This is a genomic window from Thioclava sp. DLFJ4-1 (assembly GCF_002020145.1).
Taxonomy (GTDB): Bacteria; Pseudomonadota; Alphaproteobacteria; order Rhodobacterales; family Rhodobacteraceae; genus Thioclava; species Thioclava sediminum.
In genome coordinates, this window is sequence record NZ_MPZT01000006.1 from 219179 (window position 1) to 241247 (window position 22069).

A 22069-nucleotide genomic window follows, 5' to 3' on the forward strand; every position below is an offset into this window, starting at 1 on the left:
TCGCATTAAAAATGCGGTTTTTCACGGCATTGCAGGAAACAATTTTCGCATTTGCAGCATTTCTTCCTTCGGGAGTGCTCAACGCCAGAACCGGTCCCTTGTTGGATCACGGCTTTGGGGACACAATAAACCAACTTCTGACGATTTAATCGTAGCAACCCTATAGGTGACGAATGAAAAGCAAGGTGACGAAGGCGATCTTCCCGGTGGCCGGCCTCGGAACCCGCTTCCTCCCCGCGACGAAGTCGATCCCGAAAGAGATCCTCACGTTGGTGGACCGCCCGCTTATCCAATACGCCATCGACGAGGCGCGTGCGGCCGGTATCGAGGAATTCATCTTCGTCACCTCGCGCGGCAAATCGGCACTTGAGGATTATTTCGACAACGCCCCCGAACTGGAAAGCGCATTGGCGCAAAAGGGCAAGACCGAAATCCTCGACGAGCTGCAGCAGACCAATATGGACAGCGGCGCGATCGCCTATGTCCGTCAGAACCAGCCGCTGGGTCTGGGCCACGCAGTCTGGTGTGCGCGTCGTCTCGTGCATGACGAGGCCTTCGCCGTGATCCTGACCGATGACGTCATCGCCGCCGACAAGCCCTGTCTGCAGCAGATGATGGAAGCCTATAACGAGACCGGCGGGAACTATGTCGCGGCGATGGAAGTCCCCGCCGACAAGACCGCGTCCTACGGGGTTCTGGATGTCGCCCCGGGCGACGGCCCGCGCCTGCAGGTCAACGGCATGGTCGAAAAGCCCAAGCCCGAGGATGCCCCCTCGAACCTCGCGGTGATCGGTCGCTACATCCTCACCCCGCGCATCATGTGGAACCTCGATGCGCGCAAGGCGGGTGCTGGCGGTGAAATCCAGCTGACCGACGCGATCGCGCAGGAAATCCATGGCGGCAACTCGGTCTATGGCTATCGCTTCGACGGGCAGCGCTACGATTGCGGCTCGAAGGCGGGCTTCCTGCAGGCGACGGTGGCTTTCGGCCTCCAGCGCCCGGATCTGAAGGATGAGTTCGGCGAATATCTCTCCGATCTTTCCGCGATGCGGCAGGCGGCTGAGTAAGCGATGCAGCAACATGTGTTGGTAACGGGTGGTGCGGGCTATATCGGCTCGCACGCCTGCAAAGCGCTGGCCGCGGCGGGCTATGTCCCGGTCTGCTTCGACAATTTCTCCACCGGCTGGAAAGAGGCGGTGAAGTTCGGCCCCGCCGAGGAGGGCGATCTTGCCGATCGTTCCCGCCTCGACGAGGTCTTCGCGAAATATCAGCCGATCGCGGTGATGCATTTCGCGGCGCTGAGCCTTGTCGGCGAGTCGATGCAGAACCCGTCGAAATACTGGCGCACCAACGTGAATTGCGCGCTGAATTTGATTGAAGCGGCCGTCGATGCGGGCTGCCGCAACTTCGTCTTCTCCTCGACCTGCGCGACCTATGGCGATCAGGACGGGGTCGTTCTCAACGAGGACACCGAGCAGCGCCCGATCAATGCCTATGGCGGCTCGAAGCGGGCCATCGAAGACATGCTGCGCGATTTCGGCGCGAGCCACGGGCTGAACTCGGTGATCTTCCGCTATTTCAACGTGGCGGGCGCCGATCCCGATGCTGAGGTCGGCGAGCAGCACATCCCCGAGACGCACCTCATTCCGCTGATGCTGGATGCCATCGCGGGCAAACGCCCGGCGCTCACCGTGTTCGGTTCGGATTACGCGACGCGCGACGGCACTTGCATCCGCGATTACGTCCACGTCTCCGATCTGGTCGATGCCCATGTTCTGGGTCTGAAATGGCTCGAGGACGGTAAACCCTCGCGGGTCTTCTGCCTCGGCTCGGGCAACGGGTTCTCGGTGCGCGAAGTGATCGACGCCTCGCGCGCGGTGACCAATCAAGACGTCCCGATTGTCGAAGGCGACCGTCGTCCCGGTGATGCCGCCGCGCTGGTGTCGGGCTCGAAACGGGCGACCGAGGAGCTTGGCTGGCAGCCGAAACGGTCGGACCTTTCCACCATGATTTCCGATGCATGGCGTTGGCATCAGGCGAAAGAGTATGAATACTGACCCCGAGGTAGGGTCAGGAGAATGAATGCCATCGCGCCGTGAGCTTTGGGAGGGCTACAGGCTGCGCCTCAAGCGCAAGCATTTCCTGTGGCGCGCCCTGCGCAAACGGCACCAGCTCGACCCCGTCACCAACCGCACGGGCAAGATAAAGCCCAGCGCGATCCTCGCCTTCGCGGTGATGCGCAACGAGGCGCGGCGGCTGCCGTTTTTCCTCAAGCATTACCGCAAGCTCGGCGTGGATCACTTCCTGATCGTCGACAATGGCAGCACGGACGAAACCGCCGCGCTGCTGGCGGAGGCGCGCGATGTCTCGCTCTGGCAGACGTCGGGCAGCTACCGGGCATCGCGCTTCGGGCTCGATTGGGTGACGTGGCTGATGCTGCGCTACGGGCACGATCACTGGTGCCTCACTGTCGATGCGGATGAACTGCTGATCTATCCCTATCACGACAGCCGCCCCCTGCCTGCGCTGACCGACTGGCTCGACCGGTCGGAACAATGCAGCTTCCCGGCGATGATGCTCGACCTCTACCCGAAAGGGCCGCTGGGCGCGCAGCGCTACGAGGCGGGGCAGGACCCGTGCAAGATCCTGAGCTGGTTCGACGCCGGAAATTACATGATCACCCAGCAGGCGCAGACCGACGCGCTGTGGATCCAAGGCGGACCACGGGCGCGGGCTTTTTTCCCCGACAGCCCGCGCCAATCGCCGACCCTGTCGAAGATCCCGCTGGTGCGCTGGCACCGGCGATGGGCCTATCTGAACTCGACCCATGCGCTGCTGCCGCGCCACCTGAACCAGACCTACGACACACAGGGCGGCGAGGCGATTTCGGGGCTGCTGCTGCACACCAAGTTTCTCGACGAGATCGTGGACAAGTCGAAAGAGGAGAAATCGCGTGGCGAGCATTTCGGCCAGCCCGCGGAATTCGACCAGTATTACGACGCGCTGGCCGCCGATCCGGAGCTCTGGACGCCGCACTCGACGCGGCTCGGCGACTGGCGGCAATTGGAGGCGCAGGGGCTGATGTCGCGCGGCGGCTGGATGTGAAGTTGTTGACTTGGCGGCAACATTGCTGACGCAAGCGTTAGGCGTGGCCTTCTCAGCTGCGCGCAAACCGGGTAAGTATCGGAAGACATTGATAAGCCGTTGAAAACTTGCCGATTTGAACAGGGCGACCTTTAACGATTTGAGAACTACGCTGCGAGTAGCAAAGGACCAGTGCGGCACGAAATGACCGCGACGTCGGAGAGGGACGGATATTGGGACTGAGAGAGATCGCCAGGCTGCGCCGTAAACGCAGAATTCGGCAGATTCGGGCTTTCCGCAAAAGCCGCGAACTCTCTCTCTATTCCGACCGCACCGGCGACATCCGCCCCGAGGATATCCTCGTCTTCGTCACCGCCCGCAACGAACGCATCCGCCTGCCCTATTTCCTGCGCTACTACCGCGAGATGGGCGTCGGGCACTTCCTGTTTGTCGACAATGGCAGCGACGATGGCAGCGCCGAGTATCTCGCCCAGCAGGAGGATTGCTCGGTCTGGCACACGGACGCCTCTTACAAGGCCTCGAATTTCGGCATCGACTGGATGAACTGGCTGCTGCGCAAATACGGCACCGGGCATTGGACGCTGACGCTCGATCCGGACGAGTTCTTCGTCTACCCGTTCTGCGATACCCGGCCCATTCAGGCGCTGACCGACTGGCTCGACACTTATGGCATCCGGTCCTTCCCGGCGATGCTGCTGGATATGTATCCGAAAGGCCCGATCGACGCGCAGCCCTATCGCGAGGGGCAGAACCCGTTCGATCTGGCTTGCTGGTTCGACGCGGGCAACTACATGATCTCGCCCAATCCCGAGACCAGCAATCTGTGGATTCAAGGCGGGCCCCGGGCGCGCATCTTCTTTCCCGACGCGCCCAAGAAAGCCCCCTCGCTCAACAAGATTCCGCTGGTCAGATGGGAGCGCGGGAACGTCTATATCTCCTCGACCCATGCGCTGCTGCCGCGTGGTCTGAACCAGGTATACGACACGATCGGCGGCGAGATGGTCTCGGGCTGCCTGCTGCATGCGAAGTTCCTCTCGCCGCTGACCGACAAGGTCGAAGAGGAATTGCAGCGCAAACAGCATTACGCGGAATCGCGCGAATATCACGCCTATGCCCGCACGATCTCAAAAGAGCCCGATTTGTGGTGCAAATGGTCTGAGAAATATATCAACTGGCGCCAGCTCGAGATCCTCGGGCTGATGTCGAAGGGCAATTGGGCGTGAGGAAACAAGGCGCGTGACAGTCGGATTCATCATGATGTGCCACACCGCGCTCGACCGGGCCGCGCAGGTCGCGCGGTTCTGGTCGGAGGGCGGATCGCCCGTGGTGATCCATGTCGATGCCCGCGTGACCGCGCATGACTATAACGGCTTCAAGAAGATGCTCTCCGATCTGGAGAATGTCTCCTTCTCGCGGCGCTACAAATGCGACTGGGGCACGTGGTCGCTGGTTGCCGCCAGCCAAGCCGCGGCCGAGCAGATGCTGGCGCTGCATGACGACGTGCGCCACGTCTATCTGGCGTCGGGCTCCTGCCTGCCGCTGCGCCCGCTGCACGAGCTAACCGACTATCTCGACGCGCGGCCCTATACCGATTTCATCGAAAGCGTGACCACCACGGAAGTCGGCTGGACCGTCGGCGGGATCGACATCGAACGCTTCACGCTGCGCTTCCCCTTCTCGTGGAAGAAGCAGCGGCGCATGTTCGACCGCTATGTCGAATTTCAGCGCCGCGTGGGCTTCAAGCGGCGCATCCCCGACGGGCTGGTGCCGCATCTGGGCAGCCAATGGTGGTGCCTGACGCGCCAGACCCTGTCAGCCATTCTGGAAGACCCCGATCGCGCGCTCTATGACCGCTATTTCAAGCGCGTCTGGATCCCGGATGAGAGCTATTTCCAGACCCTCGCAAGGCTCTATTCCACCTCGATCGAGAGCCGGTCGCTGACGCTGACCAAGTTCGATTTTCAGGGCAAGCCGCATATCTTCTACGACGATCACCTGCAGCTTCTGCGGCGGTCGGACTGTTTCGTGGCGCGGAAAATCTGGCCCAAGGCGGACAAGCTCTATCGGACCTTCCTCGACAAAAGCCCCGGGCGGTCCGTCATGGCGGAACCGAACCCCGCCAAGATCGACCGGCTGTTTTCCAAGTCGATCGAGCGGCGCACGCGCGGGCGGCCCGGCCTCTACATGCAAAGCCGTTTTCCCAGGAAAGACCACGAGAACGGCAAGACCTCGGCGCCCTATTCGATCTTCCACGGCTTCTCGGATCTCTTCGAGAATTTCGACGGCTGGCTCGCGAAATACGTGGGCGCGCGGGTGCATGGGCATCTCTACGCCCCCGAGCGCGCCGAGTTCGCGGGCAACGAGCGGATGTTCAACGGCTGCCTGACCGACGACGCAGCGCTGCGCGACTACAACCCGCGTGCCTTCCTGACGAACCTGATCTGGAACTCGCGCGGCGAACGTCAGTGCTACATGTTCTCGCCGCGCGACAATCAGGCGAATAACTGGTTCACCGCGACCGACCCGAATGCGCAAATCTCGGTCATCACCGGCGCTTGGGCGCTGCCGCTGTCGCGCAAGAACGAGAATTTCGCGACGATCCGGCGCGAGGCCGCGATGCTGCAAAAGCGCGAGCTGGAGCATCTGGAGATTCTGCGCTCGATGTATGTGAAGGCGCGCGTGCGAATCTGGACCGTCGCGGATTTCATCGAGAACCCGATGGAGCCCCTGCAGACCATCATCGACGAGATCAGCCCCCGCGCGACCCGTCGCCTGACCGAAGCGCCGCAGATGGTCGATTTGTCGGGGTTCAACCAATTCCTGCAAAATCTCAAGAACCAGGGGATGCAGCCACTCGTGATGGGGGATTTCCCGCTCGAGCAAAGCGGGCAGCGCGACGCCGCCACCCGCCGCGGTCGCCCCTATCTGGTGAAATAACCTATGCCCAAGTTTGACAGTTTCGTCGTCTTCGCCGAGATGCGCACCGGCTCCAATCTGCTGGAAGCTGCGCTGAACGATCTCGACGGCGTGACCTGCCATGGCGAGGCGTTCAATCCGGCGCTGATCGGCTATCCGAACCGCAAGGAGCTGGTTGGCGTCACCAAGGCGCAGCGCGATGACGATCCGCTGGCGCTATGGGGCGCGATCAAAGCGCAGGACGGGCTGAACGGCTGCCGCTATTTCCACGATCACGACCCGCGGATGCTCGCCGTGTTCGTGAACGATCCGAAATGCGCGAAGATCGTGCTGACCCGCAATCCGATCGAGAGCTATGTCAGCCTGATGATCGCGCGCGCCACCGGCCAGTGGAAGCTGGGCGATGCGAAGCACCGCAAGGCCACGAAAGCGCGCTTCGACGCCGAGGAGTTCGAGGCCCATCTGGAAGGGCTGCAGGATTTTCAGGTAACGCTGCAAAACGCGCTGCAGCGCTCGGGGCAGACGGCCTTCTATATCGATTACGAGGATGCGCAGTCGGTCGAGGTGCTCAACGGTCTCGCGAATTGGTTGGGCGTCGCGGGGCGGCTGAAACAGTTGCCCGAGAGCCTGAAGGTGCAGAACCCCGAGCCGCTGGAGACGAAGGTTGCGAATTTCCCGGGGATGGAGGCGTCGCTGGCGCGGCTCGATCGGTTCAACCTTTCGAAGACCCCGAATTTCGAGCCCCGGCGCGGCCCCGGCGTCCCCGGTTTCATCGCGAGCGAGGCGGGGCTGCTTTATATACCGCTTCGGCCCGCGATGGATGCGCCGATCCGCGACTGGCTGGCGGCGACCGGCGAACTGGTCGAAGGGTTCAGCCAGAAGACCCTGCGTCAGTGGAAGCGCCGGCACTCCGGCCATCGCAGCTTCACCGTGCTGCGCCACCCGCTGATGCGCGCGCATCTCGCGTTCAACGCGGTGCTCAACTGGGACAACATGGACGAGACCCGCGCCGTCCTTCGTCAAAGCTACAAGCTGCCGATCCCGAAGGAAGGCGAAAGCATCGCGCATGGCGACTATGCCGAGGCGCTGATCGCGTTTTTGGGCTGGCTCAAATCCAATCTCGCGAACCAGACGAGCCTGCCGGTGAATACGCTCTGGGCGACGCAATCCGCGGCGCTGCAGGGGATCGGCCAGTTCGCCCTGCCCGACCTTCTGGTGCGCGAAGAGCGGATGGCGGAGGATTTCGCCTATCTCGCCAACATGGCCGGGGTGGAGGCCCCTGCCTTCGTGCCCGGCGAGACCGACACCGCGCCGATCAAGCTCGCCGATATCTGGACGCCCGACCTCGAAGCCGCCGCACGCGAGACCTATACGCGCGACATGATGCAGTTCGGCTTCGGCAACTGGCGCGACTGAGCCTGCGCCACGAAAAAAGCGCGCCGGACGAACCGACGCGCTTTTTCGATTTTCATTCGAGACCGGTTCAGGCCGCCTGACGGCTCTGCGCCTCCGTCAGAACTGCGTGCAGCGTCGACGGGTCGGTGTTCGCCCGCAGCTTCTCGCAGGTTTCCGGATCGCGCATCGTGCGCGACACGAGGGCCAGCGCCTTGAGATGCTCGACCCCGGAATCCTTCGGCGCGAAGAGCGCGAAGACCAGATCGACCGGCAGCCGGTCCACCGCGTCGAAATCGAGCGGCTTTTCCAGACGCAGGAAGACACCCACGACTTCGCTCAGCCCGTCGAGCCGCGCATGCGGAAGCGCAACGCCGTGGCCGACACCGGTCGGCCCGAGGCTTTCACGCTCCTGCAGCGCATCGACAGTCTCTGCGGCGTCGATCTTGTAGCACGCCGCCGCGATGTCACCGAGATCCTGAAACAGGCGTTTCTTGCTCGTGACATTCGACAGCACTTTGACCGCGCCAGGCACGAGAAGTTTAGATAGGTCCATGAACTCGTCTACTCCGCGCCCGTTCCGGGCCGCTCATTTGCTGTTGCGCGGGTCGATCCAGCCGACATTGCCGTCTTCACGCCGATGAACGACGTTGACCCCGCCATGTTTCTCGTTGCGGAAGACGAGTAGCGACGCATCAGACAGCTCCATCTGCATGACCGCTTCACCGACCGAGAGAGTGGGAACCTTGGTTTCCATCTCGGCTACGATCATCGGAGCACCTTCGTGCGTCTCGCCGGTATCGTCATCCTCTTCCGAGGCGAGCACATATAGACCTGCAGCTTCGAATTCAACTGGTTCAGCACGGTCGCGGTGATGATCTTTCAATCTGCGCTTGTGACGCCGCAGTTGCTTGTCCATCTTTTCGCGCGCCGCATCGAAGGCCGCATAGATTTCCGTGGCATGACCCTTGGCCGAAGCGGTGAGCCCGGTCGACAGGTGCACCGTCGCCTCGCAAATAAACTCATGCGCATCGCGCGAGAAGGTGATCTGCGCATCGGTGGGACGCTGCATGTATTTCTCGGCGACCTCGCCCAACTCCGACTTGACGTGAGATTGCAGGGCCTCTCCGACATCGATTTGTTTGCCGGTGATTTGGTAACGCATGGATTTCCTCCTTCACGCATTGGGCCAGTGACCCCAGCCTTTGGGCTGAGGTGTTTCGGGCCGGTTAATCTCTTGAAAAGTCGCGTTGAGTCTGAATTCGCCCGGGCCCTCTTTCGGGGACCTTCCGCGCGCCGGGCCCCTCTCGGGGGCAGCAAGCGCGCCCGGGGAGTGGGGGCGAACATTACGCATCTCTTATGTATTTGGGGATGGATCGTGGGGGGTGTCAACGGGTCTCCCTCGCTGCAGTGCAAAACTGCCGGTAGGCGGAGGCGCCCGGCAGGGATCCGCGGATCACGATCAGAGGATGCGGAAGTGCTGGCCGAGATAGACGCGGCGGACGTTTTCGTCCTGCACAACCTCTTCCGCCGTGCCCGACATCAGCACCGTCCCGTCGTGCAGAATGTAGGCACGATCCACGATCTCGAGCGTTTCGCGCACATTGTGATCGGTGATCAAAACCCCGATACCCCGATCTTTCAGCTGTGCGACGAGCGCGCGAATCTCCGACACGGCGATCGGATCGACGCCCGCGAAGGGTTCGTCCAGCAACAGATATTTCGGATCGGCGGCCAGACAGCGTGCGATTTCGCAGCGCCGGCGTTCGCCCCCCGACAGCGCCAAAGCGGGCGCATGACGCAGGTGGCCGATCGAGAAATCGCCCAGAAGTTCTTCCAGCCGTTCGCGACGGGTGTGCGGATCGGACTCCGCCACTTCCAGCACCGCCATGATGTTCTCTTCGACCGAGAGACCCCGGAAAATCGAGGCTTCCTGCGGCAGATAGCCGATCCCGAGCCGCGCGCGGCGATACATCGGCAGGCCCGTCACATCGCGCCCGTCGATCAGAACCTCGCCCGCATCGGGTCGGATCAGACCGGCGATATTGTAAAAACAGGTAGTTTTGCCCGACCCGTTCGGCCCGAGAAGCGCCACGACCTCGCCGCGCGACAGGTCGAGCGAGACGTCGCGAATCACGGGGCGGCGCTTGTAGCTCTTGCGCAGACCCCGGACCTGCAAACCGCCCTGGCCCGCGACCGGGGCGAGCCCGGCGTCGCTTTTGACGGCATCCTCGGTCATCACTTGCTCCCGGCGGGCTTCAGAAGCGTGCGCACACGCCCGTCCATCGTGCCGGCGCCGGTGCTCAGATCGACGTTGAGCTTGTTGCCCGACATCACATTGTCGCCTTGGGTCAGCAGCACATTGCCGGTCATCACGACGGTGCCCGCTTTCACGTCATAGACGGCTTCCTCGGCCTCCGCCGCCTCAGTGGGCGAAACCAGCGTGACGCCGCCCGTCGCGTGCAGCTTCGTGATCTCGGAGCGCTTGTCGCTGGCGTAGAACACCTCAAGCTCGGCGGCTTTCATGTGCATGTCGCCCTGCGTGACCTCCACATTGCCGGAGAACACCGCCTGCCCGCTTTCCTGATTGACGTTGAGCGAGTCGGCCGTGACTTCGACCGGGGCCGTCTTGTCGGCGCGCAGCCCGCCGAAATCGACGCTTTGCGCCATCACGAGAACCGGGAACGAAACCGCCATCGCACAGGCGGTGAAAAAACGCGCTCGAAACATCCACACCCTCATTGTTGCGGCTGATATACCAGCTTCACACCCTGTTTGAAAACAAGATCGTGACTGCTGCCATCCGCCGTCGGGACCATCTGCATATAGCCCGCATCGAGCGTTCCGAAAGGGGACGTTCCATGGATCGGGCCGGGCGAGGTCAGGATACTGCTATCGGTCTGCAACTCGACCTTGTCGGAGTTCACCCGGTAGCCATCGGAGGTCTGCATCGCGACTTTGCCGGTCAGGTCAATCCGGTTCGAATTGGGCTGGAATAGACCCTCATTCGCGCTCAGATCGGTCACATGGCCATCGGGCGCGGTCAGCTTTGCCGCGACCTGATCGGCACTCGCGCCCTGATCCTGCGAGGGCTGGGTGCGGGCCATTGCTGCGGTCACCGAGAGCGTCGCGCCGGTATCGGTCACCCCGGAATATTCGGGCCGGGTGACCGCATTTTCGCGCGCGAGTTTTTCGACATCGACCTTGGCATAGGGAATCGCGGCGCTCGGATCGATCCGGCGCGAGACGAGAAAGATCGTCGACAACAGCGCCAGCGCGAGCAGCGGCAGGACGATCTTCGCCCAGTTCACCAGTCGCGTATGGCTGTTGTCGTACATCATCAGACGATCCCGGCCCTCAGGCAGTCGTGGATCTGCAGGAAGCCCACGGGTTTCTCATCTTCGACCACGAAGAGCGCGGTGATCTTGCGCTCGTTCATCTGCGCCACGGCGGCCTCGGCCAATTGTCCGGGCGCGATGGTGCGCGGATTGGCGGTCATCACCTCGGAGACCTTGTGCTCCAGAAGACCCTGCATATGACGCCGCAAATCGCCGTCGGTGACGATCCCGGTCAGACGGCCCGCCTCATCGGTGACGCCGACCACGCCGAAACCCTTCTGGCTCATCATCAAGAGCGCATCGGGCATCGGCGTGTCTTCCGCCACCAGCGGCATATCGCGATGCATCAGGTCGGAGACTTTCGACAGACGCGCGCCCAGCTTTCCGCCCGGATGGAAGGTGCGGAAATGCTCGGCGGTGAATTCGCGATGCTCCATCAGCGCGACGGCCAACGCATCGCCCAGCGCGAGCGTCATCGTCGTCGAGGTGGTGGGTACCACGCCCGTGCCGCAGGCTTCCTCCGCCTTGGGCAGCACCAGCGCCAGATCGGCCTGCCGAAGCAGGGTCGAGTCCGGGCGGCTCGCGACACCGATCAGCGGGATCTGAAAGCGCCGCGTATGGGCGATCAGATCGGCCAGCTCCGGCGTCTCCCCGGAATTCGACAGAACCATCGCCAGATCGTGCCGGGTGACCATGCCCAGATCACCGTGGCTCGCCTCCGCCGGATGCACGAAATGCGCAGGCGTCCCGGTCGAGGCCAGCGTCGCCGCGATCTTGCGCCCGATATGGCCCGATTTCCCCATGCCGGAGACGATCACGCGCCCCTCGGTCTTGAGGATCATCGCCACTGCGCGCGAAAACTCGCCATCGAGGCTCGCCGCCAAGGCTTCCAGCCCGGCAACCTCGATGCCGATCACGCGGCGGGCGACGTCGGAATAATCAGTGGTGGAAGATGTCATTGGGTTCATCCCAGCCCAGCAGATCGAGCTTCGCACGCGTCGGCAGGAAGTCGAAACAGGCCTGCGCCAGCCCGAGCCGGTTCTCGCGCTCCAGCCGTGCCACGAGTTCGGCCTTGATCTGGTGCAGGTAGAGCACGTCCGAGGCCGCATATTCCTTCTGCGCGTCGGTCAGCTCCGCCGCTCCCCAGTCCGAGCTTTGCTGCTGCTTGGAAATGTCGACGCCGACAAGCTCCTGCACCAGAACTTTCAGCCCGTGGCGATCGGTGAACGTGCGCACCATCTTCGAGGCGATCTTGGTGCAGAAGACCGGCTTCGTCTCCACCCCGAACGCATTGTAGAGCGCGGCCACGTCGAAACGCGCGAAGTGGAACAGCTTCTCCACCGACGGGTCGGCCAGCATGCGGCACAGGTTCGGCGCTTCGGTCTGACCTTGGGCGATCTTCACCAGATGCGCGTCGCCGTCGCCCGCCGAAAGCTGCACGAGGCAGAGCCGGTCGCGGCGCGGGTCGAGGCCCATCGTCTCGGAGTCGATGGCCACAACGGGACCGAGATCGAGCCCGTCGGGAAGGTCGTTTTGATGCAGGTGGATTGCCACGGCGTGTCCTTCTTTAACGTCTTGCCGGGCATATAAGCCTTTTGCCGCGTTCTTGCCAACGCGAGATGGCAAAACCCGGCTTAGGTGTCGCTTGTGCTCAGCAGTTCAGCTCTCGCGCGCGGGCGTGGCGCCGCTGGGATCTTCGTTATCTCTCAGCGGCTTCCAGGTGATCACCCGATAGGCGTAGAGCAGGACGAGCACCACGATCACGCCGGTCGAGACCGGGTTCACCCAGCTTGCGACTTCGCTGTACTGCTTCCCGAGCAGATAACCCGCGACGGTCAGCAGCGCGGTCCAGAGCGCGCTGCCCAGCGTCGTGTAGGCAAGGAACGGGACGAAGGGCATCCGCGCCATGCCCGCCGGCACCGAGATCAGCGTGCGGACGCCGGGAAGCATCCGCCCGAAGAACACGCCCACCCAGCCGTGCTTGTCGAACCATTTCTTGGTCCGGGTAATGTCGCGCGGGGTGATGCCGATCCAGCGGCCATGGCGGCTCGACAGGTGGCACAGGCGCTTGATCCCGATCTTGAGGCCGATCCAGTACCAAAGGAGCGCGCCCAGCACCGAACCGATGGTGCCCGCGACGATCAACAATGTGAGCGAGAATTTCCCCTGCGCCGCCATGTAGCCCGCGAGTGGCATGATCAGCTCGGACGGGATCGGCGGGAACACGTTCTCCAGCAGCATCAGCCCCGCGATACCGAAATAGCCGAAGGACGCGATGACGCCGGTGATCCAGTTGAACATGATGTCTCCTTTGGCGCCTCAAGCCGGAACGGCGCGCTGGGTTCGGTTATATTGGACGACAGGTCTCTCGAAGCCTCATTCGGCAGCCTCGTGCGGAGCGTCGGCCTGGCGATCCTTCTCGCTTTGTCGCTGGCGGTGTCGCAGCTGTTGCAGCTCTGCGCCACGCTCGCGGCGTTGGCCGTCTTCGCTGGTCAGGAAAGCGCGTGCTTCCTGCTCCAGCATTTCCTTCAGCCGCGCCGCCAATTCGCGACGTTTGCGGAAACTGCGCAGCTGCACCGTCGAAGAGGTCTGCGGCAAGAAGCGCTGATGCTCCCCGGCGTGATAGACATCGAAACAGAGCCGTCCCGCGGTCAGGATATTGTCGCGACTGCCCTCTGCCAGCACGGTGAAAATCACCGTTTCCACCTGTTTCGCGTCTTCGGGCAGGTCGGAGAATTCCAGCGCGACGTCCACAAGATCGGAAATGCGGCCGAGATCGCGATATGCCGCGGTTTTCAGCGGGCCCTTGATCGACTCGTTGGGGCTGGACTCCGCGAATGGCGCAAAGCCCCCCGAATCGCTGGCGATCGAGTGATAGGTTTTCCCATCGATCACGAGATCGGCCAGAAGGGCTTTCACGAAAATCGGCTCCGCGCCCATATTGCCGAGCATCAGATGCCCGCGCTCATGGCCGCCCGCGACACGGGTCAGCAGCAGTTTCGAGCGACGCTCCCGCCGGAAATTCTGCAGCAGAAGTTGCAGATAGATAATCCAGACGAGCGCGGTGACGATCTGCACCGCAATACTCACCACCTGATTGTGATCGACGAGCCACTCCATTTTCATCCTTCTGCAACGGTCGCGTGTAAGCTTTCATCGGCAACGCGGCAGAAGGGGCTCCGGGTCCGAAAACCCGGAGAAAAGAGGGGCGCGGGCCCGTTTTCGCGTCGTCAGTCGGCCAGAACGAGCAAATCGCGGCTCGCCACGCTGACCTCGGCCTCGGTGCCGACCTTGGGCGGCGGATTGCCGGGGCGGTTGAACGTGTCGAGCGCGATAAGCTGCCCTTCGACCTCCATTTTCACCCGCAGGATCGAGCCGAGGAAATGCGTCTCGACGATCCGCCCCGTGAACACCGTGTCATTGCCCTCGCGGCGACCCAGCGCCAGAACTTCGGGCCGCGCGGCCAGCGTGACCGGAGTGCCTTGGCCTGCGGTAACCGGTTCGGACAGGATCACCTCGGTGTTGCCGACGCGCAGAGCGCCGCGCGCCGGATCGGCCACTTCGGCCTCGAGCGCGTTCAGCGTGCCCACGAATTGCGCGACGAAGCGGGTCTTCGGCTGGTTGTAGATCTCGAAGGGCGCACCGATCTGCTCGGCCACACCGCCATTCATCACCACCACCCGATCCGAGATCGACAGCGCCTCTTCCTGATCGTGGGTCACGAAGATCGTCGTGATGCCCAGACGGCGCTGAATGTCGCGGATCTCTTCGCGCAAGGAGACGCGGATTTTCGCATCGAGCGCGGAAAGCGGCTCGTCCAGCAGCAGCACGCGCGGCTGAATCGCGAGCGCGCGCGCCAGCGCCACACGCTGCTGTTGCCCGCCCGACAGCTGGAACGGGTAGCGGTTGCCCAGATCGGGCAGACCGATCAGCTCGAGCATCTCGGTCACACGGGCCTTGATCTCGGCGCGCGGACGTTTCGCCACGCGCAACCCGAAGCCCACGTTCTGCGCGACCGTCAGGTTGGGAAACAGCGCGTAGGCCTGGAACACCATGCCGATATTGCGCTGGTTCGCGCCCAGATGCGTGACGTCCTGCCCACCGATGCGGATCGCGCCGCCCGAAGGGCTCTCGAAGCCTGCCACCATCCGCAGCACGGTCGTCTTGCCGCAGCCCGACGGGCCGAGCAGCGAGATAAATTCGCCCTCTTCGATGGAGAGGTTGAAATCCTTCACCACGCGGTTCGCGCCGAAGGATTTTTCCAGATGTTCGATCTCGAGAGAGGCCATGGGTTACCGCTTTGCGTTCGTATGTTTGGAAAACCGGGTGACGAGTTGGATCAGCCCCATGCAGATCCAGGTGATCGAGAAGGCGATCACCGCAAGCGCGGCGGGCTCGTAAGCCTTGTTCGCGCCCGTCAGCTGCATATAGGGGCCGAATGCTGGCCGGTTGAGGAGCGAGGCGAGGACGAACTCGCCGATGACGATGGCGAAGGTGATGAAGGCGCCCGAGAGCACCGCTACCAGCACGTTCGGCAGGATGACGCGGGCGAGGATCGTGCTCCACCCGGCGCCGAGGCTTTGCGCGGCTTCGGTCAGCGTGCCGACATCGATGGTGCGCAGCCCGGTATCGACCGCGCGATACATGTAAGGCAGCGATAGCGTGGCATAGCCCAGCATCAGCAGGAGGTTGGTGCCCGTCGTCGTGCCGGTCAGCGGCAGGATCGAAGAGGTGTTATAGAGCCGGATATAGCCGAAGACGATCACGATCGGCGGGATCACCAGCGGCAGGAGCGTGATGAACTCCACCACCGGGCGCCAATGCGGCAGCTTCAGACGCACCCAATAGGCGGTCGGCACCACGATCAGCGCGCCCACGAGGATCGTGAAGATCGCCATCACCACGGAGTAGCTGAAGGTCTCGCGGAATTGCGGATCGGCCAGCACCGAGCGGTAAGCGTCGAGCGAATAGACCCCGCGCCGCGCCCGCAGCGAGAATTCCAGCGTACCAAGCAGCGGCAGCGCGAAATAAAGCGCCCCGAAAGCCAGCGCGAGCCAGGACCAGAGTTTCTTGGATTTCATCGCATCCACCTTTCGGAGCGTACGCGGAGCCAGACATAGGCGAGGTTGGCGAGGCCGGTGATGACGATCATCCCGAAGGCCAGCGCGTAGCCCAGATGCGGGTCCTGCAGCACATCGCCGCGGATTTGCGCGTAAAGCATGATCGGCACGATCGACATCGACGAGCCGGTGAGCGCATAGGCCGTCGCCACCGCGCCGAAGCTATTGGCGAACAGCAGCGCCAGCGTGCCCAGCAGTGAGGGCCAGAGGATCGGCAGCGCGACGATGCGCCAATACTGGAAGCCGGTCGCGCCGAGGATGCTCGCCGCCTCTTTCCATTCGCGCTTCAGACCGTCCAGCGCCGGGGTGATGATCAGCACCATCAGCGGGATCTGGAAGAACAGATAGGTCAGCGTGAGGCCGAAGAAGCTGAGAAGGTTGAAGCCGTGGCTGTAGATGTTGAAGCCGAACCACGACTTCAGCAGCACGGTCACGAGACCCAGACGTCCCAGCGTCGCGAGGAAGGCGAAGGCCAGTGGCACGCCTGCGAAGTTCGAGGCCACGCCCGAGAAGGTCATCACCGGACCGCGCAGCCAGTTCGGCAGGCCGCCCAGCGTCACGGCGGCAGCCAGCGCGAAGCCGATCAGGCAGCCTACAAGCGCAGTGGCGAGGCTGATCTTGATCGAGATCCAGTAGCTCGCGAGGATCGTCGGTTGAAACAGGTTCACGAGGTTCGACAGCGTGAAGCCCCCGTCGCTCGTCCTAAACGCGCCGACCACGATATACATCGTCGGTGCGATCAGGAACAAAAGCGCGAAGAGCGTGAAGGGAACCATCCCCACCCAAGTCAGCGGCAGCTTGCGGCTTTGCATCGGGCCTCGCTTTGCAGAATTTTCAATAAAGTCGCCCCGCGCGATCAGGCGCGGGGCGTGTGCTTATGCGGGTTCGGTTACTGGACGTTCGCGCCGACGACGCTATCCCAGCCGCCGGTCACGACTTCCTTGTTCGCAGCCTGCGCGTCGAGCGACGGGAAGACCGCTTTGGCATAACCCTCGGCGGGCGGCATCGCGTCGAGCATCTTCTGCGGAACCTTGCCGTTGGCCGACAGGTCGTTGAAGCGGATCGGGTGGCAATAGCCCTCCAGCCAGCCGAGCTGACCTTCGTCCGAATAGAGGTATTCCATCCAGAGTTTGGCTGCGTTCGGGTGCGGCGCGTAGGCCGAGATCGCCTGAACGTAGACACCGGCGACAACGCCCGATTTCGGCACGACGACGTCGACCGGCGGGTTGCCGTTCAGCGTGTCGCGACCGGCCAGAGCGTTATAGTCCCACTCGACGACGATCGGGGTCGCGCCTTGGGCTAGCGTCCCGGTCTTGCCGATGACGGGCACGAAGTTGCCGTTCTTGTTCATCTCGGCGAAGTATTTCAGGCCGGCTTCGCCCGAGGCTTTGCCCGGCTCGCCGCCTGCTGCGACGCCCGCGGCCAGAACGCCGAGGATCGCCTGGTTCGAGGCGCGCGGATCGCCCGCGAGAGCCACCGAGTTCGCGTATTCCGGCTTGAGCAGGTCCGACCAGTCCTGCGGCACATTGTCGACGATGTCCTTGTTCACCGCGAACGACAGCACGCCGTAATAGTCGCCATACCAGTAGCCTTCAGCATCCTTGGCGCTGTCCGGGATCGTGTCCCAGGTCGAGACCTTGTAGGGCTGGATCAGACCCTCGTCCTTGGCCGCCGGGCCGAAGGAAAGGCCCACGTCGATCACGTCGGGCGCCTGCGGACCCTTGTTGTCCTTGTTGGCGCGGATCGCTTCGAGTTCGTCGGCCGAGCCCGCATCGGGGTTCAGTTCGTTCACGGTGATCCCGGGATACTTCTTCTTGAAGCCGTCGATCACGCCCGCGTAGTTGCACCACGAATGCGGCAGCGCGATCGTGGTCAGGCTGCCTTCTTCTTTCGCAGCAGCGTAGAGGTCATCCATGCTGTCGGCGAAGCTGGCGCCGGTGCTGGCAGCAAGGGCCATGGCGCTGGCCGCTGCAAGGTAACGGAACTTGAAGGTCATTTTCAGGTCTCTCCCCGTTGATGGAGGGCGGTGCCGCCTCATGCGGTCCTGTCTCCCCCGAGCTAATGTCTTTCGACGGTTGTGCCGTCCGGTTGGCTCCGGCATCGGCGACCCTTTATGCGGGCGTTGTAACAGATTTTTGGCAGTACAGATGTTGAAGCAAAATTCCTCATCAACACTAGTTACAGACGCGTGAGCCGCGCCAACGAGCGAGGGCGCAGCCCCCGCTCGCGCCGATGTCAAAGGCACGCCTCATAAAGCGCGCGGGTATTCTCGGTCGTCATCTCGACCGGGTTGCCGCCACAGGACGGATCTTCCAGCGCCATCTCGACCAGCATTTCGAGATCTTCGCGCTTCACGCCCATCTCGGTCAGGTTCGCCGGGATGGACAATTCGGTGCGCAGGCTCTCGATCCGGGCCTTGAAGCCCTCGAAGCCGCCCGCGATGCCCAGGTAAGCCGCCGCGCGGTTGATCCGCTCCTCGATGGTGGCGCGGTTGAAGTCGAGCACCATCGGCATCACGCAGGCATTGGTCGTGCCGTGATGGGTGCCGTAAACCGCGCCGACCGGGTGGCTCAGCGAGTGGATCGCGCCGAGGCCCTTCTGGAAGGCCACCGCCCCCATCGCCGCAGCCGACATCATGTTGGCGCGCGCCTCCAGATCGTCCGGCGTCGTATAGGCGCGCGGCAGGTTCTCGAACACGAGCCGCATCCCTTCGAGCGCGATCCCCTGGCTCATCGGGTGGTAATGCGGGCTACAGAACGCCTCGAGACAATGCGCCAGCGCGTCCATCCCGGTTCCCGCCGTGATGAAGGGCGGCATGCCGACCGTCAGCTCCGGATCGCAGATCGTGATCGCGGGCATCAGCTTCGGGTGGAAGATGATCTTCTTCTTGTGAGTCTCGGAATTCGTCAGAACGCCTGCGCGCCCGACCTCCGAGCCGGTCCCGGCGGTGGTCGGCACCGCAATGATCGGCGCGATGGCGTCACCGTTCGCGCGCGTCCACCAGTCGCCAATATCTTCCAGATCCCAGACGCTCAGCGAAGCGTCCTGCCCCGCCATCAGCGCGATCATCTTGCCCAGATCGAGCGCGGAGCCGCCGCCGAAGCAGATCACACCGTCATGGCCGCCCGCCTTATAGACCTCGATCCCGGCGGCCATATTGCCCTCGTTCGGGTTCGGATCGACCTCGGAGAACACCGCGCGGCCAAGGCCCGCCGCGTCCAGCACGTCGAGCGCCCCGGCGGTGATCGGCAGCGCGGCCAGCGCCTTGTCGGTCACCAGAAGCGGCTTCTCGATACCCACGGATTTGCAGTGATCGGCCAGTTCCGAAATTCGGCCGGGGCCGAATTTGATCGTGGTCGGATAGGACCAGTTTGCGGTGGGGGCAGTCATTTCGTCACCTTCTTGAGATGGTAGGATTTCGGACGCGTCAGCGCGTGATAGCCCAGCACGGAGAGCGAGCCGCCCCGGCCCGTTTCCTTGCAGCCGGTCCAGCACAGCGCCGGGTCGAGATAGTCGCAGCGGTTCATGAAGACGGTGCCGGTCTGCAGTCGCTTGCCCATCGCCTCGGCGCGGGCGGGATCGGCGGTCCAGATCGAACAGGTCAGCCCGTAATCGCAATCGTTCATCGCGGCGATGGCTTCCTCGTCATCCTTCACCGGCATGATGCCGACGACAGGACCGAAGCTTTCTTCGCGCATCACGCGCATCTCGTGGTTCACATCGACGAGGATCTGCGGCGCGAGATAGGCGCCACCGTCATCGGCCGGGAACAGCTCGGGGTCGAGCAGCGGCTTGGCGCCATCGGTGATCGCATCCTCGATCTGGCCGCGCACCACTTCGGCGAAGCGCTTGTTGGCCATCGGGCCCAGCGTCGTTTCCGGTTCGAACGGATTGCCGAGGGTCAGCTTGCTCGCCCAGGCAGCGGCCTTCTCGACGAACGCATCATAGAGGCTGGCATGGACGTAGATCCGCTCGATCCCGCAGCAGCACTGGCCCGCGTTGAACAGCGCGCCATCCATCAGCCCGTCGACCGCCGCGTCCAGATCAGCATCCGCGGCCACATAGCCCGGATCCTTGCCGCCCAGTTCGAGGCCCAGCCCGGTGAAGGTGCCCGCCAGCGCGCGCTCCACCGCGCGGCCACCGCCGACCGAGCCGGTGAAGTTGACGAAATCGAACGCCTTCGCGCCCATCAGCTCTTCCGAGGTCTCGTGCGTCAGGTAGACGTTCTGGAACACGTCCTGCGGCACGCCCGCCGCGTGGAAGGCTTCGGCGATGCGCTCGCCCACCAGCATCGTTTGCGTCGCGTGCTTCAACATCACCGTGTTGCCGGCGATCAGGGCCGGGACCAGCGAGTTGATCACGGTCATATAGGGGTAGTTCCACGGCGCGATGATGAAGACGACGCCGACCGGTTCGCGCGCGATCTGGCGCAGGAAGCTGTCGCTCTGCTCGACCACCATCGGGGCGAGCGCCTCTTCAGCGATCGAGGCCATGTAGCCCGCGCGCTCGTTCATGCCGCCGAATTCGCCGCCATAGCGGGTCGGGCGGCCCATCTGCCACGCAAGCTCCTCGACCACGAGATCCTTCATCTCGTTGAGCTTGGCGATGCCCGCCTCGACGAGCGCGATACGCTCCGACAGCGGGCGTTCGGCCCATGCGGGCTGCGCGGCGCGAAGGCTCGCGGCCAGCGCCTGCGCGTCGGAGGCGCTCAGCGCCTCGCGTTCGGCATAGACCTGCCCGTCGACGGGCGAGATACATTTCAGGGTCTTGGTCATCATGTCTCCTTGCGGGGTGTAGGGCCCCGCGGGTCTGTCAAAACTCAGGCGCGTTCGAAACCGCGCATCCGCTCCCAGTCGGTCACAACTCGGTTCTGTTCTTCGATTTCCCAGCGAGCGGCGCGCACGTAATGGGCCATCACGTCCTCACCGAAGGCGGATTTGAGCATGTCCGAACCTTCGAGAGCGCCCAGCGCCTCGGTCAGGGATTTCGGCACCTCGGTCACTTCGCCCGCCTTGTAGATGTCGCCCGCGGCTTCCGGCCTCGGGTCCATCTCACCCTCGATCCCGGCCAGCCCCGCCGCGAGAAGCGACGCGCAGGCCAGATAGGGGTTCAGGTCGGCCCCGCCGATGCGGCACTCGACGCGAATTCCTTTCGTGCCCTCGCCGCAGATGCGGAAGCCCGCCGTGCGGTTGTCGAGCGACCAGACCGCTTTCGTCGGCGCGAAAAGCCCCTCGCAGAAGCGCTTGTAGCTGTTGGTATACGGCGCGAGGAAATAGGTGATCTCGCGCGCATGGGTCAGCTGCCCGGCAAGGAATTGGTGCATCAACTCGGACATGCCGTTCGGCGCGTCCTTGTCGAAGAAGGCCGGTTTGCCGCCCTTCCAGAGCGACTGGTGAACGTGGCTCGACGAGCCCGCCTTGTCGGTGTGGTATTTCGCCATGAAGGTCGCCGAGAGCCCGTGGGACTGGGCGACTTCCTTGGCGCATTGCTTGACCAGCACATGCATGTCGGCGGTCTGAAGCCCGCCCGCATATTTCACGTTCAGCTCTTCCTGACCGCATTCGGCCTCGCCCTTGGAGCATTCGACCGGCACGCCCGCCGCATAAAGCGCGTTGCGCATCGCCCGCATCGCCGGTTCGGCGCGCGAATTGCCCATCAGCGAATAGTCGACATTGTAGCGCGCGACCGGGGTCGGATCGGGATAACCCGCATCAAAGAGCTGCGGATAGCTTTCCTCGAACAGGAAGAACTCCAGCTCGGTCGCCATCATCACGTCAAAGCCCATGTCCTTGGCGCGCTTGAGCTGCGATTTCAGCATCTGGCGCGGCGCATGGGGGATCGGCTCGTGGCTGTGATGATCGAGCAGATCGCAGATCACCAGCGCCGTGCCCGGAACCCACGGGATCAGCCGCAGCGTCTCCATGTCGGGCTTCATCACGTAATCGCCGTAGCCGCGCTCCCAGCTGGACGCGTCATAGCCCGGCACCGTGACCATCTCCATGTCGGTCGCCAGCAGGTAGTTGCAGCAATGGGTCTCTTCCCATGCGCTGTCGATGAAATGCGCCGCGTGGAACCGCTTGCCCTGAAGCCGTCCCTGCATATCCACAAGGGCTGCGATGACCGTATCGACCTCGCCTGCATTGACCGATTTCTTGAGCGCGTCGAACGATAATTTACGCGACATGAGTTCCTCCGGGA

22 protein-coding genes are annotated in these 22069 nt (G+C 63.2%); 6 read left to right on the forward strand and 16 right to left on the reverse strand.

The features are described 5' to 3' along the window. Window positions 1-173 precede the first annotated feature (173 nt). The 6 genes from galU (at window position 174) to BMI85_RS18800 (ending at window position 7437) form a co-directional block, all read left to right on the forward strand. Window positions 174-1067 carry a UTP--glucose-1-phosphate uridylyltransferase GalU gene (gene galU / locus BMI85_RS18775; protein ID WP_078522198.1) on the forward strand — a complete coding sequence of 298 codons (894 nt, stop codon included), beginning with the start codon at window positions 174-176 and terminating at the stop codon, window positions 1065-1067. A gap of 3 nt (window positions 1068-1070) precedes the next feature. After that, window positions 1071-2057 carry a UDP-glucose 4-epimerase GalE gene (galE, locus tag BMI85_RS18780; RefSeq protein ID WP_078541566.1) on the forward strand — a complete coding sequence of 329 codons (987 nt, stop codon included), beginning with the start codon at window positions 1071-1073 and terminating at the stop codon, window positions 2055-2057. 25 nt (window positions 2058-2082) lie between these two features. After that, entirely contained in the window at window positions 2083-3105 is a 1023-nt protein-coding gene (locus BMI85_RS18785; RefSeq protein WP_078602364.1) for a glycosyltransferase family 2 protein, read from the forward strand. Between the two features lie 212 nt (window positions 3106-3317). Then, window positions 3318-4328 carry a glycosyltransferase family 2 protein gene (locus BMI85_RS18790; protein WP_078602365.1) on the forward strand — a complete coding sequence of 337 codons (1011 nt, stop codon included), beginning with the start codon at window positions 3318-3320 and terminating at the stop codon, window positions 4326-4328. A gap of 13 nt (window positions 4329-4341) precedes the next feature. Further along, window positions 4342-6042, forward strand: a complete 1701-nt coding sequence (locus BMI85_RS18795) for a beta-1,6-N-acetylglucosaminyltransferase (RefSeq protein WP_078602366.1) — start codon at window positions 4342-4344, stop codon at window positions 6040-6042. Window positions 6043-6045: 3 nt separating this feature from the next. After that, entirely contained in the window at window positions 6046-7437 is a 1392-nt protein-coding gene (locus BMI85_RS18800; protein ID WP_078602367.1) for a nodulation protein NodH, read from the forward strand. 67 nt (window positions 7438-7504) lie between these two features. Here BMI85_RS18800 and BMI85_RS18805 read toward each other — a convergent pair whose 3' ends face one another. The 16 genes from BMI85_RS18805 to BMI85_RS18880 all read right to left on the reverse strand — a co-directional run bounded on the left by BMI85_RS18805 (window position 7505) and on the right by BMI85_RS18880 (window position 22055). After that, entirely contained in the window at window positions 7505-7969 is a 465-nt protein-coding gene (locus tag BMI85_RS18805; protein WP_078522192.1) for a PTS sugar transporter subunit IIA, read from the reverse strand. Window positions 7970-8002: 33 nt separating this feature from the next. Continuing rightward, window positions 8003-8578, reverse strand: a complete 576-nt coding sequence (raiA, locus tag BMI85_RS18810; RefSeq protein WP_078522191.1) for a ribosome-associated translation inhibitor RaiA — start codon at window positions 8576-8578, stop codon at window positions 8003-8005. A gap of 297 nt (window positions 8579-8875) precedes the next feature. Beyond that, entirely contained in the window at window positions 8876-9652 is a 777-nt protein-coding gene (gene lptB, locus BMI85_RS18815; protein WP_078550967.1) for an LPS export ABC transporter ATP-binding protein, read from the reverse strand. Continuing rightward, entirely contained in the window at window positions 9652-10143 is a 492-nt protein-coding gene (gene lptA / locus BMI85_RS18820) for a lipopolysaccharide transport periplasmic protein LptA (protein WP_078541559.1), read from the reverse strand. The genes lptB and lptA overlap by 1 nt, the downstream gene beginning before the upstream one ends. 8 nt (window positions 10144-10151) lie before the next feature. Beyond that, window positions 10152-10754, reverse strand: a complete 603-nt coding sequence (gene lptC / locus BMI85_RS18825) for an LPS export ABC transporter periplasmic protein LptC (protein WP_143595178.1) — start codon at window positions 10752-10754, stop codon at window positions 10152-10154. Next, on the reverse strand, window positions 10754-11710 hold the full coding sequence (locus BMI85_RS18830) for a KpsF/GutQ family sugar-phosphate isomerase (protein WP_078602369.1): 957 nt from the start codon (window positions 11708-11710) through the stop codon (window positions 10754-10756). Before BMI85_RS18830 ends, lptC begins: the two co-directional genes overlap by 1 nt. Continuing rightward, complete coding sequence (locus BMI85_RS18835) at window positions 11691-12305, reverse strand: ribonuclease D (protein ID WP_078602370.1); 615 nt, start codon at window positions 12303-12305, stop codon at window positions 11691-11693. The genes BMI85_RS18830 and BMI85_RS18835 overlap by 20 nt, the downstream gene beginning before the upstream one ends. A 105-nt stretch (window positions 12306-12410) precedes the next feature. Further along, window positions 12411-13052 (reverse strand): DedA family protein, encoded by a 642-nt coding sequence (locus BMI85_RS18840; protein ID WP_078602371.1) that lies wholly within the window; start codon window positions 13050-13052, stop codon window positions 12411-12413. Between the two features lie 75 nt (window positions 13053-13127). Then, on the reverse strand, window positions 13128-13871 hold the full coding sequence (locus tag BMI85_RS18845) for a hypothetical protein (RefSeq protein WP_143595180.1): 744 nt from the start codon (window positions 13869-13871) through the stop codon (window positions 13128-13130). 110 nt (window positions 13872-13981) lie between these two features. Further along, window positions 13982-15040 carry an ABC transporter ATP-binding protein gene (locus BMI85_RS18850; protein WP_078602373.1) on the reverse strand — a complete coding sequence of 353 codons (1059 nt, stop codon included), beginning with the start codon at window positions 15038-15040 and terminating at the stop codon, window positions 13982-13984. A 3-nt stretch (window positions 15041-15043) separates the two neighbouring features. Next, a complete protein-coding gene (locus BMI85_RS18855) occupies window positions 15044-15832 on the reverse strand; it encodes an ABC transporter permease (RefSeq protein ID WP_078541553.1) in 789 nt (262 codons plus the stop codon). Further along, window positions 15829-16683, reverse strand: a complete 855-nt coding sequence (locus tag BMI85_RS18860; RefSeq protein ID WP_078602374.1) for an ABC transporter permease subunit — start codon at window positions 16681-16683, stop codon at window positions 15829-15831. Before BMI85_RS18860 ends, BMI85_RS18855 begins: the two co-directional genes overlap by 4 nt. Window positions 16684-16760: 77 nt before the next feature. After that, complete coding sequence (locus tag BMI85_RS18865; protein WP_078570658.1) at window positions 16761-17867, reverse strand: ABC transporter substrate-binding protein; 1107 nt, start codon at window positions 17865-17867, stop codon at window positions 16761-16763. A 239-nt stretch (window positions 17868-18106) separates the two neighbouring features. Next, window positions 18107-19261, reverse strand: a complete 1155-nt coding sequence (locus BMI85_RS18870) for an iron-containing alcohol dehydrogenase (protein WP_078602375.1) — start codon at window positions 19259-19261, stop codon at window positions 18107-18109. After that, complete coding sequence (locus BMI85_RS18875; RefSeq protein WP_078570835.1) at window positions 19258-20646, reverse strand: aldehyde dehydrogenase family protein; 1389 nt, start codon at window positions 20644-20646, stop codon at window positions 19258-19260. The genes BMI85_RS18870 and BMI85_RS18875 overlap by 4 nt, the downstream gene beginning before the upstream one ends. 44 nt (window positions 20647-20690) lie before the next feature. After that, window positions 20691-22055, reverse strand: coding sequence for a glutamine synthetase family protein (locus tag BMI85_RS18880; protein ID WP_078602376.1), 1365 nt, complete (start codon window positions 22053-22055; stop codon window positions 20691-20693). Between the last annotated feature and the right edge of the window lie 14 nt (window positions 22056-22069).

Bases quoted from the DNA above. Each gene is read 5' to 3' on its own strand.
- BMI85_RS18805 (WP_078522192.1), bottom strand. From the start codon at position 7,969: ATGGACCTATCTAAACTTCTCGTGCCTGGCGCGGTCAAAGTGCTGTCG.
- BMI85_RS18850 (WP_078602373.1), bottom strand. From the start codon at position 15,040: ATGGCCTCTCTCGAGATCGAACATCTGGAAAAATCCTTCGGCGCGAAC.
- BMI85_RS18830 (WP_078602369.1), bottom strand. From the start codon at position 11,710: ATGACATCTTCCACCACTGATTATTCCGACGTCGCCCGCCGCGTGATC.
- galU (WP_078522198.1), top strand. From the start codon at position 174: ATGAAAAGCAAGGTGACGAAGGCGATCTTCCCGGTGGCCGGCCTCGGA.
- BMI85_RS18785 (WP_078602364.1), top strand. From the start codon at position 2,083: ATGCCATCGCGCCGTGAGCTTTGGGAGGGCTACAGGCTGCGCCTCAAG.
- lptB (WP_078550967.1), bottom strand. From the start codon at position 9,652: ATGACCGAGGATGCCGTCAAAAGCGACGCCGGGCTCGCCCCGGTCGCG.
- BMI85_RS18800 (WP_078602367.1), top strand. From the start codon at position 6,046: ATGCCCAAGTTTGACAGTTTCGTCGTCTTCGCCGAGATGCGCACCGGC.
- BMI85_RS18860 (WP_078602374.1), bottom strand. From the start codon at position 16,683: ATGCAAAGCCGCAAGCTGCCGCTGACTTGGGTGGGGATGGTTCCCTTC.
- lptA (WP_078541559.1), bottom strand. From the start codon at position 10,143: ATGTTTCGAGCGCGTTTTTTCACCGCCTGTGCGATGGCGGTTTCGTTC.
- BMI85_RS18845 (WP_143595180.1), bottom strand. From the start codon at position 13,871: ATGGAGTGGCTCGTCGATCACAATCAGGTGGTGAGTATTGCGGTGCAG.
- BMI85_RS18855 (WP_078541553.1), bottom strand. From the start codon at position 15,832: ATGAAATCCAAGAAACTCTGGTCCTGGCTCGCGCTGGCTTTCGGGGCG.
- BMI85_RS18875 (WP_078570835.1), bottom strand. From the start codon at position 20,646: ATGACCAAGACCCTGAAATGTATCTCGCCCGTCGACGGGCAGGTCTAT.
- raiA (WP_078522191.1), bottom strand. From the start codon at position 8,578: ATGCGTTACCAAATCACCGGCAAACAAATCGATGTCGGAGAGGCCCTG.
- galE (WP_078541566.1), top strand. From the start codon at position 1,071: ATGCAGCAACATGTGTTGGTAACGGGTGGTGCGGGCTATATCGGCTCG.
- BMI85_RS18865 (WP_078570658.1), bottom strand. From the start codon at position 17,867: ATGACCTTCAAGTTCCGTTACCTTGCAGCGGCCAGCGCCATGGCCCTT.
- BMI85_RS18880 (WP_078602376.1), bottom strand. From the start codon at position 22,055: ATGTCGCGTAAATTATCGTTCGACGCGCTCAAGAAATCGGTCAATGCA.
- lptC (WP_143595178.1), bottom strand. From the start codon at position 10,754: ATGATGTACGACAACAGCCATACGCGACTGGTGAACTGGGCGAAGATC.
- BMI85_RS18840 (WP_078602371.1), bottom strand. From the start codon at position 13,052: ATGTTCAACTGGATCACCGGCGTCATCGCGTCCTTCGGCTATTTCGGT.
- BMI85_RS18870 (WP_078602375.1), bottom strand. From the start codon at position 19,261: ATGACTGCCCCCACCGCAAACTGGTCCTATCCGACCACGATCAAATTC.